Source organism: Methanobrevibacter sp., assembly GCF_050872065.1.
Classification (GTDB): domain Archaea; phylum Methanobacteriota; class Methanobacteria; order Methanobacteriales; family Methanobacteriaceae; genus Methanocatella.
In genome coordinates this window covers 18,829-33,575 of sequence record NZ_JBNMGD010000013.1, presented here as the reverse complement: position 1 = coordinate 33,575, position 14,747 = coordinate 18,829, and the positions used below count along the sequence as shown (strand labels likewise).

Annotated in this window: 20 protein-coding genes; all 20 read left to right on the top strand. The window is 32.1% G+C overall.

What is annotated here, in order from left to right:
* The first annotated feature begins 85 nt into the window (after positions 1-85).
* The 20 genes from ACR0P1_RS03210 to ACR0P1_RS03115 all read left to right on the top strand — a co-directional run bounded on the left by ACR0P1_RS03210 (position 86) and on the right by ACR0P1_RS03115 (position 14,720).
* The gene (locus ACR0P1_RS03210) at positions 86-646 is read left to right on the top strand and encodes a helix-turn-helix domain-containing protein (protein WP_432644969.1); all 561 of its coding nucleotides are present in this window, start codon (positions 86-88) and stop codon (positions 644-646) included.
* A gap of 22 nt (positions 647-668) precedes the next feature.
* Positions 669-2,342, top strand: a complete 1,674-nt coding sequence (locus ACR0P1_RS03205) for an AMP-binding protein (protein WP_432644968.1) — start codon at positions 669-671, stop codon at positions 2,340-2,342.
* 8 nt (positions 2,343-2,350) lie between these two features.
* Positions 2,351-2,638 carry a 4Fe-4S dicluster domain-containing protein gene (locus ACR0P1_RS03200; protein ID WP_432644967.1) on the top strand — a complete coding sequence of 96 codons (288 nt, stop codon included), beginning with the start codon at positions 2,351-2,353 and terminating at the stop codon, positions 2,636-2,638.
* Positions 2,639-3,754: a 3-methyl-2-oxobutanoate dehydrogenase subunit VorB gene (locus ACR0P1_RS03195; RefSeq protein WP_432644966.1), complete on the top strand. Its 1,116-nt coding sequence runs from the start codon at positions 2,639-2,641 to the stop codon at positions 3,752-3,754. It begins immediately after the preceding gene.
* Positions 3,755-3,767: 13 nt separating this feature from the next.
* Positions 3,768-5,213, top strand: coding sequence for a 2-oxoacid:acceptor oxidoreductase family protein (locus ACR0P1_RS03190; protein WP_432644965.1), 1,446 nt, complete (start codon positions 3,768-3,770; stop codon positions 5,211-5,213).
* A gap of 9 nt (positions 5,214-5,222) precedes the next feature.
* Complete coding sequence (gatD, locus tag ACR0P1_RS03185; RefSeq protein WP_432644964.1) at positions 5,223-6,533, top strand: Glu-tRNA(Gln) amidotransferase subunit GatD; 1,311 nt, start codon at positions 5,223-5,225, stop codon at positions 6,531-6,533.
* 10 nt (positions 6,534-6,543) lie between these two features.
* Entirely contained in the window at positions 6,544-8,409 is a 1,866-nt protein-coding gene (gatE, locus tag ACR0P1_RS03180) for a Glu-tRNA(Gln) amidotransferase subunit GatE (RefSeq protein ID WP_432644963.1), read from the top strand.
* 616 nt (positions 8,410-9,025) lie between these two features.
* Positions 9,026-9,415, top strand: a complete 390-nt coding sequence (gene ehaA, locus ACR0P1_RS03175; RefSeq protein ID WP_432644962.1) for an energy-converting NiFe hydrogenase A subunit EhaA — start codon at positions 9,026-9,028, stop codon at positions 9,413-9,415.
* A complete protein-coding gene (locus ACR0P1_RS03170) occupies positions 9,408-9,905 on the top strand; it encodes a hypothetical protein (RefSeq protein ID WP_432644961.1) in 498 nt (165 codons plus the stop codon). Before ehaA ends, ACR0P1_RS03170 begins: the two co-directional genes overlap by 8 nt.
* A 5-nt stretch (positions 9,906-9,910) precedes the next feature.
* Positions 9,911-10,159, top strand: a complete 249-nt coding sequence (locus tag ACR0P1_RS03165) for a DUF2109 domain-containing protein (protein ID WP_432644960.1) — start codon at positions 9,911-9,913, stop codon at positions 10,157-10,159.
* Positions 10,160-10,165: 6 nt separating this feature from the next.
* Positions 10,166-10,435 carry a DUF2108 domain-containing protein gene (locus ACR0P1_RS03160; protein WP_432644959.1) on the top strand — a complete coding sequence of 90 codons (270 nt, stop codon included), beginning with the start codon at positions 10,166-10,168 and terminating at the stop codon, positions 10,433-10,435.
* Positions 10,428-10,688: a DUF2107 family protein gene (locus tag ACR0P1_RS03155; protein ID WP_294005506.1), complete on the top strand. Its 261-nt coding sequence runs from the start codon at positions 10,428-10,430 to the stop codon at positions 10,686-10,688. The genes ACR0P1_RS03160 and ACR0P1_RS03155 overlap by 8 nt, the downstream gene beginning before the upstream one ends.
* Positions 10,685-11,278: an EhaF family protein gene (locus ACR0P1_RS03150; protein WP_432644958.1), complete on the top strand. Its 594-nt coding sequence runs from the start codon at positions 10,685-10,687 to the stop codon at positions 11,276-11,278. The genes ACR0P1_RS03155 and ACR0P1_RS03150 overlap by 4 nt, the downstream gene beginning before the upstream one ends.
* Positions 11,278-11,973, top strand: a complete 696-nt coding sequence (locus ACR0P1_RS03145) for an EhaG family protein (protein ID WP_432644957.1) — start codon at positions 11,278-11,280, stop codon at positions 11,971-11,973. The genes ACR0P1_RS03150 and ACR0P1_RS03145 overlap by 1 nt, the downstream gene beginning before the upstream one ends.
* Positions 11,974-11,982: 9 nt before the next feature.
* Complete coding sequence (locus tag ACR0P1_RS03140; RefSeq protein WP_432644956.1) at positions 11,983-12,654, top strand: hypothetical protein; 672 nt, start codon at positions 11,983-11,985, stop codon at positions 12,652-12,654.
* Positions 12,648-12,878, top strand: a complete 231-nt coding sequence (locus tag ACR0P1_RS03135; RefSeq protein WP_432644955.1) for a DUF788 domain-containing protein — start codon at positions 12,648-12,650, stop codon at positions 12,876-12,878. The genes ACR0P1_RS03140 and ACR0P1_RS03135 overlap by 7 nt, the downstream gene beginning before the upstream one ends.
* A 9-nt stretch (positions 12,879-12,887) precedes the next feature.
* Complete coding sequence (locus ACR0P1_RS03130) at positions 12,888-13,760, top strand: respiratory chain complex I subunit 1 family protein (RefSeq protein WP_432644954.1); 873 nt, start codon at positions 12,888-12,890, stop codon at positions 13,758-13,760.
* Entirely contained in the window at positions 13,757-14,011 is a 255-nt protein-coding gene (locus ACR0P1_RS03125) for a hypothetical protein (RefSeq protein ID WP_432644953.1), read from the top strand. The genes ACR0P1_RS03130 and ACR0P1_RS03125 overlap by 4 nt, the downstream gene beginning before the upstream one ends.
* Before the next feature lie 8 nt (positions 14,012-14,019).
* Positions 14,020-14,325: an energy-converting hydrogenase subunit EhaL family protein gene (locus ACR0P1_RS03120; RefSeq protein WP_432644952.1), complete on the top strand. Its 306-nt coding sequence runs from the start codon at positions 14,020-14,022 to the stop codon at positions 14,323-14,325.
* A gap of 5 nt (positions 14,326-14,330) precedes the next feature.
* Positions 14,331-14,720, top strand: a complete 390-nt coding sequence (locus ACR0P1_RS03115; protein ID WP_432644951.1) for a DUF1959 family protein — start codon at positions 14,331-14,333, stop codon at positions 14,718-14,720.
* The last annotated feature ends 27 nt before the right edge of the window (positions 14,721-14,747 follow it).

The window sequence follows — 14,747 nt, the reverse complement described above, 5'->3', positions numbered from 1 at the left end:
CCTTTATATAATAATAATTATATATTTTTTAATGTTATTTGATATTAATTAATATTTTATAACTTAAATCAATTATAAAAGACAGGTGTTTATTTTGAATGAATACAACAAAGATATTGGAAATAGAATTAGAGAATTAAGAGAATTGTCAGATATTACTATTAGCGAAATTGCATCTGACTTAAACATTAAGGAAGAAACTTACATTCAATATGAAAATGGAGAAGTAGACATCCCAGCAAGCTTCTTGTATGAACTTGCACACATTTTTAAAGTTGATTTAGGATTATTATTAACCGGTGAAGAAAGTAGAATGAGTATATTTGATGTAACTCGTGCAAACAAAGGTGTTTCAGTAGATAGAAGGAAAGAATATCTGCATGAAAACTTATGTTCAAAATTCATCCACAAAAAAGCTGAAACATTTATTGTTGTTGTGGATCCTAAAAAAAATCCTGTTCCTTCACTCAATTCACACCCTGGACAAGAATTCAACTATGTCCTTGAAGGTAGTTTAAAGATATACATACACAATAATGAAATAATACTTAACGAAGGAGACTCAATATTCTTTGACTCCGCTCATAAACATGCCATGGTGGCACTTAATGACAAACCTGCTAAGTTTTTAGCAGTAATCATATAATAACTTAATCGAGATGATATAAATGACCTCTTTAATAGAAAATTTTGTAGAAAGAGTTGATTTTAACTCTTATGAAGATTTCATGAAAAATTTCAAGCTTACATATGAACCTGACTTTAACTTTGGATTTGATGTAGTAGACAAGTACTCTGAAATAGATCCAGAAAAAGTTGCGTTAATCTGGACTAATGATGACGATGAAAACCACACTTTCACATTCAAGGAAATGAAAGAATATTCAAACAGAACTGTTAATTTATTAAGAAGAGTAGGCATTAAAAAAGGCGATAAGGTAATGCTTACATTAAAAAACAGATATGAATGGTGGTTCTGTATGGTTGCATTACACAAACTTGGTGCAATAGTTATTCCTGCAACCCACATGTTAAAACTTCATGATATTACCTTTAGATTAAAACAAGCAGAAGTAAAAGCAATTATCAGTGTTGAAGAAGATTCATTACTTCCTGACTTTGAAGAAGCTGAAAAAGAATTAGATTGGGATTTACAAAAGCTTGTAATTGAAACAGATAGAGATGGATGGATTAATTTCAATGAAGCAATTGAAAAAGAAAGTCCTGTTTATGAAAGACCAACAGGGGACGAAAACCCAATGGCGGATGAAACATTCTTAATTTACTTCACATCCGGAACCAGTGGAAATCCTAAAATGGTTTCACATGCACATACATACTGTTTAGGACACATTCCAACTGCTAAATATTGGCAGAATGTTGTAGAAGATGGAATCCACCACACTGCGGCAGACACTGGATGGGGAAAAGCAGTATGGGGAAATATTTATGGACAATGGATTTCAGGAACTTCTGTTTTTATTTATGACTATGTAAGGTTTAACGGAATAAAATTACTTGAAAAAATCATTGAAAATAAAGTAAATACTTTCTGTGCACCTCCAACTATTTACAGGTTCTTAATTAAGGAGAATATAGAAGGATATGACTTTTCTAACTTAGGATATGTAACCACTGCAGGAGAGCCACTTCCTCCTGAAGTATCTGAAAGATTCCACGATATTTCAGGTTTAAGAATTAAAGAGGGATTCGGACAAACTGAAACAACCCTTTCAATTGCAACATTCATATGGCTAGATGCAAAAGTCGGATGCTTAGGTAAACCTTCCCCTCTTTACAATTTAAAATTATTAGATGAAAACAACAATGAAGTTGATATTGGTGAAAAAGGAGAACTCTGTTTTGATATATCTAATGGGCCAACACCCGGATTATTCAAAGAGTATTATAAAGATCCTGTAAAACAAGCGGAACAATGTCACGATGGTTTCTATTACTGTGGAGATACTGCATGGGTGGATGAAGAAGGATATGTCCACTTCGTTGGAAGAAATGATGATATTATCAAATCTTCAGGTTATCGTATTGGACCGTTTGAAGTAGAAAGTGCAGTATTATCTCACGAGGCAGTATTACACTGTGCTATAACTGCTTATCCTGATGAAGTAAGAGGCCAAATTGTTAAGGCAACTATTGTTTTACAACCTGGATGGGAACCATCAGACAAACTTACAAAAGACATTCAAAATCACGTGAAAAAGGTTACAGCCCCATATAAATACCCTAGAATGATTGAATATGTGGATGAAATTCCAGAAACTATAAGTGGAAAAACCAGAAGGGTTGCAATCAGAGAAAATGATCAGAAAAAATTTAATTAGATGATATAATGATTGAAGAAGAGATATCTTACCCAGTTATTAATAAAGAAATTTGCAAAGGCTGTATGAGATGTATAGTCGGATGTCCTCAAAATGCAATATTACTTAGTGAAGATATGAATAATGCAGGATATCAATTTGCTTATTATAGTGGAAATGGATGTACTGGATGTAAAGACTGTTACTTTACATGTCCTGAACCATTAGGATTAGAAGTACATCAAATAAAAAATATTGCTAACGATTTAATTGCAAAAATGATTAAAGCTAAAGTAGCTAGTAAAGGAGGAAATTAAATGAGCAATCAAATGGTGAAGGGAAACACTGCAGTTATTGTTGGTGCAATGTATGCCGGTTGTGATTGTTTCTTTGGATACCCAATTACACCTGCAAGTGAAATTTTACATGAAGCATCAAAATACTTCCCTATGGTTGGAAGAAACTTTGTTCAGGCAGAAAGTGAAGAAGCATCCATTAACATGGTTTATGGTGCATCAGGAACTGGACATAGGGTTATGACTGCTTCATCTGGACCAGGTATCAGTTTAATGCAAGAAGGATTTACTTACCTTGCGGGTTCTGAATTACCTGCAGTTATAGTTGATATTATGAGGGCAGGACCTGGACTTGGAAACATTGGGCCTGAACAAGGTGATTATAATCAGATTGTTAAAGGAGGAGGACATGGAAACTATAAAAACATAGTTTTAGCTCCAAACAGTGTTCAGGAAATGTGTGATTTAACCATGAAAGCATTTGAACTTGCAGATAAATGGAGAAATCCTGTTGTTGTTTTAGCAGATGGTACTTTGGGTCAAATGGCAGAACCATTAGAATTCCCAACTGAAGCAATTGAACCTAAAATTGATGAATCATGGGCAGTTAGAGGAAATAAAGAAACTATGAACAATCTTATTACTTCAATTTTCAATGATTTTGATGAATTAGAAGATTTCAACTACAAACTTCAAGAAAAATATGCGAAAATTGATGCTGAAGAAGTTATTGTTGATGAGTATCAAGTTGAAGATGCTGATATTGTTTTAGTATCATATGGTATTAGTAGTAGAATCGCAAGATCTGCTGTTGATAAAAGTCGTGAAAACGGTATAAAAGTTGGACTTTTAAGACCTATTACATTATCTCCATTCCCAACTGAAAGAATTAATCAATTATCTGATAAAGGTGTTGAATTTATTTCTGTTGAAATGAGTAACGGCCAATTACTTGCTGACGTGCAATTTGCAGCACTTAAAAAAGAAGGAACTCACCTTGTAAACAGAATGGGTGGAAACTTAATTGAATTAAAACAAATTCTCGCTAAAATTTATGAAATAGCTGGTTTTGAAGATCACGACTTAGATTTATCTAAAAGAAGTGAAGAAAAAGCTAGCCCAAATATTATTGACTAAAGGATGTGGAAAAATGAGTGATAAAGAGATTAGTAAAGATTATGAATTAAAAGTACGTAGAAATCCACAGTCCCTTTTAGAAGAATATCCTAGAAAAGGAAGCAATATTCAATCAACTCACTATTGTGCTGGTTGTGGGCATGGAATTATACATAAATTAATTGCAGAATGTATGGATGAACTTGGAATTCAAGAAAGATGTGTTATGATTTCACCTGTTGGATGTTCTGTATATGCATACTTCTACTTTAACTGTGGAAACTTCCAAACTGCTCATGGAAGAGCACCTGCAGTAGCTACAGGTATTTCAAGAGCAGAAGATAATGCAATTGTTATGAGTTACCAAGGAGATGGGGACCTTGCATCCATAGGTTTAAATGAAACATTGCAAGCAGCTAACAGAGGAGAAAAAATGGTAGTGTTCTTTGTTAACAACACTGTTTACGGAATGACTGGTGGACAAATGGCTCCAACCACTTTAATTGGAGAAAAAACTGTAACTTGTCAAACTGGAAGAGATCCAAATTATGCTGGACATCCTACTCATATGTGTGAGTTAATTAATACTTTAAAAGCTCCAGTATTTATTGAAAGAGTATCTCTTGCAAATCCATTAAAAATTAGACTTGCGAAATTTGCTATTAAACAAGCATTGACAGTTCAAAAAGAAGGAAAAGGGTATGCATTTGTTGAAATTTTATCTCCTTGTCCTACTAACTTAAAACAAGATGTAAAAGGCGCTCAAAAATTCATCGAAGAACAAATGGAAAAAGAATTTCCGGTTAAAAACTTCAGAAATGATTTATACAGAAAAGAACCTATCGAAAGACCAGTTAGTGACTTTTCCATTGAGAAATTAGATAAAGTATTTAATGTAAATAGAGATGGAAATTCAGGTTATGTCGATGATTCAAGCATTACTCCAACTAGCATTAAAGTATCTGGATTTGGAGGTCAAGGAGTATTGAGTGCAGGACTTACTATTGCACATGCTGCTTGTGATGAAGGAAAACATGTTTCATGGTATCCTAGTTATGGACCAGAACAAAGAGGAGGAAAATCCAATTGTTCAGTTGTAATTTCCAATGAAACTATTGGTACTCCTGTAGTTGATGAAATTGATATTCTCATTGCTTTAAATAAACCTTCATTAGAACAATTCTCACAAGATGTAAAAACTGGAGGAACTATTCTTTACGATTCTAAAATTGGAGAATTTGAAACTGATAGAGATGTTAATGTGATTGCTATGCCATGTATGGATATTGCAGAAGAGCATGGTAATGCAAGAACTGCAAATACTGCATTACTTGGAGCATTAACTGAATTGACTGATTCTCTAAAAGTAGAATCTTATGAAAATGCTATTCGTGACATGTTCGCATCCAAACCAAAAGTAATTGATGTGAATATTGATGTTTTAAGAGCAGGAGCAGAATGGTTAAAAAACAATTCATAGTGTGATTTAATGACTTATAAAGAAAATGCCAAGAAATTTATTGAAACCTATGGTTTAAGTATAGGGGATAAAATCCAAGTTAACAAGGAAGACATCGCTTATACAGGTATATTGCTTGACAGACCAGAGGATGCTGATGATGGATATTTAGTTTTAAAATTATCAAGTGGATATAATATTGGAGTGTCTATTGAAAATACTACTGCTGAGTTAATTGAAAAAGGTGAAAAACCTAAAATTGGATTTGGAAAAAGTGAAATTCCAACAGATCCAAACAAACAAAATATTTCAATTGTTTCAACTGGTGGTACAGTATCATCTGTTATTGATTACAAAACTGGAGCAGTACACCCTGCATTCACTGCTTCAGACCTTGTAAAAGCTAATCCAGAATTATTGGATTATGCTAATTATAATGTTAAGGCATTATATAACATATTAAGTGAAGATATGAAACCGGAATACTGGGTGAAAGCAGCTTCTGAAATAGCAAATGATATTTCAGATGGAAGTGATGGTGTTGTAATAGCTCATGGTACTGATACAATGCATTATACTGCAGCAGCATTAAGTTTCATGCTAAAAACTCCAGTACCAATTGTTTTAACTGGTGCACAAAGGAGTTCTGATAGACCTTCAAGTGATGCTAATATTAATCTAATTGATTCTGTTGTTGCTGCAAAATCAGATATCGCAGAAGTATGTGTATGTATGCATGGAAGCTTAAACGACAAATACACTTACCTTCACAAAGGAACTAAAGTTAGAAAAATGCACACTTCCAGAAGAGATACATTCAGAAGCATTAACGCACAGCCAATAGCAAAAATTGAAAATAAAAAAGTCAACATTAATCCAGATTATTCATACACTAAACGTGGTGTTAATGAGTTGGAATTAAACACTGCTATTGAGGATAAAGTTGGATTTATTAAGAGTTTTCCAGGAATTTCTGCTGATTACATTGAATATCATATTGATAAAGGATATAAAGGTATTGTTATTGAAGGAACTGGTCTTGGACATGTTCCTAATAACTTAATTGATTCATTTAAAAGGGCAAGAGATGAAAATATTCCTGTCATTATGACCTCACAATGTTTATATGGAAGAGTAAATATGAATGTATATTCAACTGGACGTAATATTATTGATGCCGGGGTAATTTCTGGAATCGATATGACTCCTGAAACTACTTATGTCAAATTATGTTGGGCTTTAGGTCAAAGTGACAGTTATGATGAAGTAAAAGAGATTATGCATAAAAATATTGCAGGTGAATTTAGTGAAAAATCTTCTATTAAAGATTTCTTAAATTAGGGTGATTAGCATGGATTACGAAAAATTAGGATTAAAAATGGGACTTGAGATTCACCAACAATTAAACAGTGAGCATAAGTTATTCTGTCCTTGTAAAACGGAACTTGTTGATGATGATTTTGATGAAATAGTCCAAAGGAAATTAAGACCAACACAATCAGAACTTGGAGAAATCGACAGAGCAGCACTTCAAGAATCTTTAAGGGGATTAAATTTCAAGTATGAAAACTTCGCAACACATACTTGTCTCGTTGAAAATGATGACGAGCCACCTCACAGCTTAAATGAAGAAGCACTTGACATTTGTATTACAATTGCTTGTTTGATGAATATGCATATTGTTGATGAATTTCATACAATGAGAAAACAAGTTATTGATGGAAGTAACACTGGGGGTTTTCAAAGAACTGGTATGGTTGCAACTGATGGGTATTTAGAAACACCATATGGTAAAGTTGTAATCGAAAGCCTTGGCCTTGAAGAGGATGCTGCAAGAAGAATTGAAACAAAAGATGGATTCACTGAATTTAGATTAGATAGGCTCGGAATACCTCTTGCAGAAGTGACTACTGATCCTTCAATGCATCATCCTGATCAAGTACGTGAAGTAGCATATATGCTTGGTCAAATCTTAAGAAGTACTAATGTTAAAAGAGGTCTTGGAACAATCAGGCAGGATTTAAACATTTCTATTGCTGAGGGTGCACGTGTAGAAATTAAAGGTGTACAAGATTTAGATTTGATGGTTGAAATTGTAAACCGTGAAATCCAAAGACAATTAGTCTTAATTGAGATTAAAAAGGAGCTTGCTTCTAGAAATGCTGAAGTGTTAGATGAAATTCATGATTTAGATGAATTGTTTAAAGATACTGGATCTAAAATACTAAAATCAGCTGAAACCATTAAGGCTGTAGTGCTCAAAGGTTATGATGGATTAATTGGCCGTGAAGTACAACCTGGAAGAAGATTAGGTACTGAAATTGCAAGTTATGCTAAAAAACGTGGAGTATCTGGTATTTTCCACTCTGATGAATTGCCAGCTTATGGAATTACTCAAGAGGAAGTAGATAAAGTAATTGATTACTTAAACATTGGTGAAGATGATGCATTTATTATTGTAGCTCATGATGAAGATATTGCAATATCTGCACTTGAAGAAGTAAAAAGAAGAGCTAATTTAGCTTTAGATGGAGTAGTTGAAGAAACCCGTAAGGTATTAGAAGATGGAAATACTGAATACATGAGACCACTTCCAACTGCAAACAGGATGTATCTTGAAACTGATATTCCATTATTTAAAATTACTTCTGATAGGATTGAACCTATTGCAAATAACTTACCTGAATTGCCTGATGTTAAACAAGCAAGAATCATCGAGGAATATAACTTAAGTGAAGATTTAGCAACACAGCTTGTTAAAAGGCAAGAAGCGGATATGTTTGAAGCTATTATTGCTGAGGTTAATGTAGATGCAACACCTGTAGCATCACTTCTTGCATATGATTTACGTGAAATCAAAAGAGAAGGATATGATATTAATGTTTTAGGTATTGACCACTTTAAAGGAATATTTACATTACTTGGTGAAGGCAAGATTGCTAAAGACAGTGTACGTAAGCTTGCAGTTGAAACAATTAAAGCACCTGAAAGTGATATTGAAGAAATTGCAGAAAAAAGTAATTTAACCATGCTTAGTGAAGAAGATGTTAGAAAAATCATTTGTGAAATTGTAGCTAAAAACGAAGGCATGGTAAAAGAACGTCAAATGGGTGCTATGGGTCCTTTAATGGGAATGTGTATGAAACAACTTAAAGGAAAATCTGATGGTGGTATGGTTAACAAAACCGTGCGTGATGAAATTCAAAAATTAATTTAGGATATTATCCTAAATTTTTTTCCTTTTTAAATTTTTTTAGGTTAACCTAAAAAATACATATATTTATATATTATAACAACTAATTTAGTAATAGAGATAAAATTTAGGAGTACCTAAAAATATTCTCTCAGATTATTAGTCAATTAATAATAAATCTCCATATTTATATCGTCGAATTAGATTTTACACAATTTCTCTAATTCGTTGGAAAATTAAAATCTGCCAATATATAATTTTCCTAAACAAGGGTGTTTAATGAATTGCTTAAACACCTACTCTCTTTTTATAATCTTAGATTTTCTCTGTGTTATTTTTTTACTATAACCGTTCATAATTTTTATCTTTATTTGTATGGAAATACGAAATATTCTTATGGTGGAGGGTATTTAAAGTAAAATAAGCAAATATCATATAATTATTATTTTTTGTTATTAATATTTATTTTAAGCTGATTAATGATATAAATTAGATTATAGTCTCTAAAACAGTTTATGCCCTCAAAAATCTTATTAATTTATGATATACACTTATAAAAATTATCCTTATTTGATTTTTAAGTAATAATATTTATATATTTTTATAAGTATATTTATTAAATAAGAGGAGTCTTAATAATATGTTTAATTTTATAGATGGTGTCCTATTTTTTGCTTATAATGGTAATACATTTGGATTTGCTAATATAACAGTTAGTCCAATGGATATTATTTTAGCTTATATTGTGACTATTATTGTATCAATAATAGTGGCTTTTGCTTTAAAAGTGCCATTATTACCAAGCAAACCATATAGGTATTCTTTTGATGTTAGTGCGATATATCCAACTCCGATTATTGCTGTTGGAGTTTTTTCAATATTTTTAGTTTTGAATTATACTTTTATGTATAATGGTTTGGTCTTAGCTATCGTAATTGGTATTTTATCTGCATTATTTGTGAAATATTTATTTTATTCTGTATTTCCAAAGCCTCTAAATGATGATGAAGGGGATGAGATTAATGAATGAAGTAATTGGAATAATAATTGCTGCAATTCTTTGTTGGTTGAATTTTGTTATTGTAGATACATATTTCGGGCTTCCCGAGCAACCAGGTGTTAAAGGAGCAAAGATAGTTGGCCATGATGTCGAAAAAAGAGGGGGAGACATTGCTGGTGGATTTTTCCAAGGAAATATTTTATGTTCTCCGGATGCATCTGCTGGTACATTATTAGCTTCTATTGGATATTTAGTTTTAGGGATTCCTGGAGGAATAATTGCTGCATTTTTAGTATTTATTGGAAATAGACTATGTGCAGATCCTGGGTATGCAGGAACTTGCGGAAGCTTAACAGCAACTTGCATTATTTTTATATGTTCCTTTTTAGGAATGACATCTGAAATGTTTATTGTTGGAATGGTTATTGCAATTTTAACTATTATGGGCGTAAGTCAAACCAAAGCTTCTATACTTTTAGGTAGAATTGCAGAAAAATTCAATAGGCATGCTAGAGAGTGATTTGTATGTATGTAGAAATTATTGGTGTAATAGTCATATTTGTAGCATTAAGAGCTTTAATAACAAGAAATAGAGCAGAAAGACTATTGTACGTAAATGTAATAGGATTTGGAGTATCAGCTATTATAGCTTTAGTGATTAATACTCCATTTGCTTTGGTTGTTGCTGCAGCATTCTTTATATGTTCTACAATTAGTGCTAATGCGATTGCTTATACCTTGAAAAGGTTAGATGATGAAATACTTTTGGAGTAGGATAAAATGGAGTTTTTCGTATCAATTATTGCAATTGCTTTAATGCTCATTGGTGCATTTGGTATTATATTCATGAAGAAACCATTAGACAAAGTCATAATGTTTTCATTACTTGATGCAGGATTTGTATTAGTAATTGTTTTATTCAAATATTTGGATGTTGCGATGTTTGCAGCATTAATAGGTCCGTTATCTACTTTAGTATTCATTTTAGCTATTGTTAAAATAAATGAGATTAGAAAAAAGAAACTTATAAGTGGTGATGCAGATGATTAGTGTTCCATTATTCTTTTACTTTGGAATTTTCCTTGCAATTGTTGGAAGTATTGCTACTGCATGGGGTCCTGGTGTTAATGACCCAATTATAAGAACATTTAATACTGAAGTAGCATCAATCGGTGTATGTCTAGTGTTATTGTGTTATAATCACGTTTTAGCATTATTAACATTGCTTGCAACTACTGTTATTATCAGTTTAATTTTATTTAGAGCTATTATTCGTTTAGAAGAAATGGGGGCAGATGTATGAGAATAGGAGTTTTGTGGAATAAACTTGCTAATCCTAAAAATATTCCTCGCTTATTTGCATTTTGTTTGGGAGTACTTTTAATTTTAGGTCTTATTGTTCCATTGGCTTTAAATCCAGATCAATTATATGTTAGACCTGCTCCACAGGAACAAGTTGATGCGGGAATGGCTATTGCACCTTATGATAGAGGTGGTGAAGTTTTAACTCAGCCAGGACAGATTAATCCTCAATATCCTGATAATTCTGCTAAATTAGGAATGATAACTGGTTATATGTCTCCAATATCTCAATGGGTATCTTCAATTTCCCCATACTTTGGAACATCAATTTATTCATCTCCTGGTGGACTTATAGATGAGATATTGTACTACACAAGAGGATTTGATACTATCTTGGAATCTTCAATTTTGATGATGTCTTTTATCATTGCTTCATGGTTATCCATTAATTATACAATGGATAGGAAAAATGACGAATCTGAAATTAAGAAAGATGTTAAAAAAGCTATTGAAGACTCAACAAAAGTAGCTAAGGAAGTTAATGTTAGTGATGCTAAAGCTAGATCAAGACAATTGAGGAGGGATAACTAATGGTTGTAGTACCAGCATTTGTTCCTACTGCATTCTTGAATATGTATTTGCCTGCAATTTATGCGGGATTAATTATTGGATTCATTGGATCAATGGCAATAGCATTAAAAAGAAAAGAAATTCATATTCTTATCTTAACAGATATTATAGGTCTTGCTATGATATTTGTTGTATCTGCTGTCGGAACAGATTTAGCAGAAGCATTAATCTTACCAGGTTTGGTAGTGGAACTAGCAGAAATATTAGCTATTTCAGAAATTTTAATTACAAGAGAAATGCGCATTATTGAGAATAATCCGAGAAGGAACTTAAATAAATCCAGTTCCCTGTTCTCACAGCCATTTGCATTAAACATGGAGATTTTAAATACTGCTCCTAACTTTATTGCATTAGTATTAATTGCTTACGGTATCTTCTTAACTGGTTTTACTGGAGGAGCAGTAGCTGGTGGGGGAATTGTATTATATGCATTATCTAAAAAAGCAAGAGGGCTTCCAGTACTTATGGTAGATGGTATTGCTGGAGTTTCAGGTATTGCATGGTGTTTATGGATAATTGGATTCTTATTATTCTTTGTAACTCCTCAATATTGGTTATTAAGTTTATTCTTAGCAGCATGTGGATTATTATTAAAGGTAGCTTCAAAAGTTGGTTTAATTGGACTACTTATGAGAGAGGACATAGACAAGGAGTAAGTGATGAGTATGGATTTTGTTACACTTGGTGGAAATTTACTTGGAATAATCCCTCTTGGGGATATTGTATTATACTTGACTCCATTTAATTTGTTCTTATTCGCAGTTTTACTTGGATTTACAGTAATGATTGGATTAAGTAAACCTGAAACTCAAATTGAAGCTACAATGCATGTTTTAGATAACACTGAAGTCAAAGTTGGAGAAAAAGAATTTAAACAAAGAAGATTCTTGTCTGTGATATGTGGTATTGCATCTGCAGGTGCAATGATTACTGGAGATTTATTTAATTTCACATTATTCATGGCATTAGTGGGAATATTAAATATAGGTATTGTATCAGCTGTAAAACAAACAAGTGTGTTAAACTCTGCATTTAATTATGGTTTAATAGCTATGATGTGTAGTTTGCCATTGTTTGGTGGTGCATCTATTATTCTTGCATCAACTGGAACTTTATCACTTGCAGCATTATCTCAAATTCCTGCAAGTCCAATGGTTGTCTTTGGTGCAATTTTGATGTTAATCGGTATATTAGGTGAAAGTGGAGTAGCACCATTCTTTGCAAGTAAAGCAGAGATGTTTAGGACTGCTGGTTCTCCATTTATCGTTATTATTCACTTAAGTTCATTATTTATTATTGTAAGAGCGGTTGAAATTTTATTATTGGTATTGTGGTAAGTGATAGTATGGATGGTCAAAAAAGTTTATGTATTGTTTTATTGGTATTGTCAACAATAGCTATTTTAGCTTGTTTGGTTATAAACTTCGAAGCATGGATTGTTTATACTATAGCTATCTTTGGTATACCAGTATGGGTGTCATCTTTAGGTTTGCTCACTATGGCTAAACCAAGACCTGAAGATGCAGAAGAAAGGGTGAAAGAACCATTTACTGGATATTAGTGTGGTATTATGAATTTAATGGCAGATATTTTAATTCAAGTTATTATTGCATTCATTGCAGGAAGTTTGCTTCTCGGTTTGCATAGAAAAATCATGGCTCGTGTTCAAAAACGTCCAGGGCCACCTATAGTCCAGCATTTGTTACACTCTTTGAAATTTTTCTTTAAAGAGACAGCATTTCCAAAAACTGTTTCAAAAATATTTTATATAGGGATTGTATTTATATTAGCTTTAGTATGGATTGTGGGTCTTATTGCAGGTCCTGTGGCTCATGATTCTTTATTAATCATTTTTGGTGTTTATGCAGTTTATAAAATTGTTGAACATAACTCCGGATCAAGTTCTGGTTCACCATATGGTAAATTAAGTTGTGTAAGAGCAGTACTATCTGCAGCAACTGAACTTCCGTTATTTGCAGCAATTATATTTGTTTATCTTGTAACTGGTTCAATGAATATAGGTGAAATTATTACTTATCAATCAGTCAATGGCTCTTTAGTGTTTACTATTCCACTTGCAGCTTTAATGTTCTTCATGTTGATTATAACAAAATCACCATATTCTCCATTTGCAATAACAAAAGATAAAGCATTAGTTTCAGGTTTTGAAACAGAGCATTTTGGATTTTTAAGGGGATTCATGTTATTTTCAGAATCTATTGCATGGTATGTGATGTTATGGGTATTTTTAACAATATTCTTTGGTCCATTAAATGCTATTGGATATGTAATTGGAATGATTGTAATTACATTTATTACAGGATTTATCAATGCTACAACTCCAATATTTTCTCCAAACCATTCAGTCATGACTCAAATTACTATTGGGGCAATCTGTTTCTTTGGAACAATATTGATGTTATTTAGTGGAGGGATATTATGAGTAGTGAAGATGTAATAGTTTATTTCACAGCATTAGTTGCTGTTGGTATAATTGTTGTAGGTTTACTAACATCCATATGGCATTCGGTTATTATTGTTCCAATAGTAATTATTGGAATTATATTAAGTATTTTAGTATTACTTGCTAGAGGTAATTTTTCACATAAAATAGAAATTATCGAGAAAATATGTTTTGTAATAACATTATTGGCAATTATTTGTTCATTTATATTACTTTATAAACCAATGTAGGAGATATTATGTTAGATTATATGATTTATATTCTTGTATTTGCTGTAGGTTCTATTCTCGGTTTACTTTACAGTTATAAATTACATGCTGAACCTTATGTTGTAGACACTGAGTTTAATGTACTATTGGCTGTAGTTTCAGTTGCAGGTTGGTGTTTAGGTTTCTTATCAGGTAATATAATTTTATCAGCTATTGGTTTCCTATTAGCAGGATTTGTAATGGGAGGAAGACCAGGATATGGTAGAAGAGAAACTGCTGTTGGTTTGATAGTTGCAATTGTTTTATATTTCTTATTAAAGTGTGGTATGTTGTGATTTAAATGGATGAGGTTAACTTAAGAGTAATACAAGATAGAATAATTAAAAGCTATGCTTGGCAAAGAGATATTATAGTTCCACTTTCTAAGGAATTTGATTGTACTACTGAAGAATTAGAAGGATTATTCTTTGATTTATTAGATTTAGATTCACTTGAGGCTTTACATGGTACCTTTGAATCAGCGAAAGATATTTGTTTATACCAAAAATTCAATGCAGATTTAAGATTATGTTGGTTTATTGATATTTTAGAAGTGATGCCTCAAGAAGAAGGTAAAAAACTGAAAATGAAATTAGTTGAAGAAGTTAAAAAGGGCAGATCTTATGATGATGTCCTAAAAGAAGGAAGATTAGAATTATTTGAATTATTAAAAAAAGAAAGTAATTATTAATGTTTATTTATTCATTTATAAAATAAA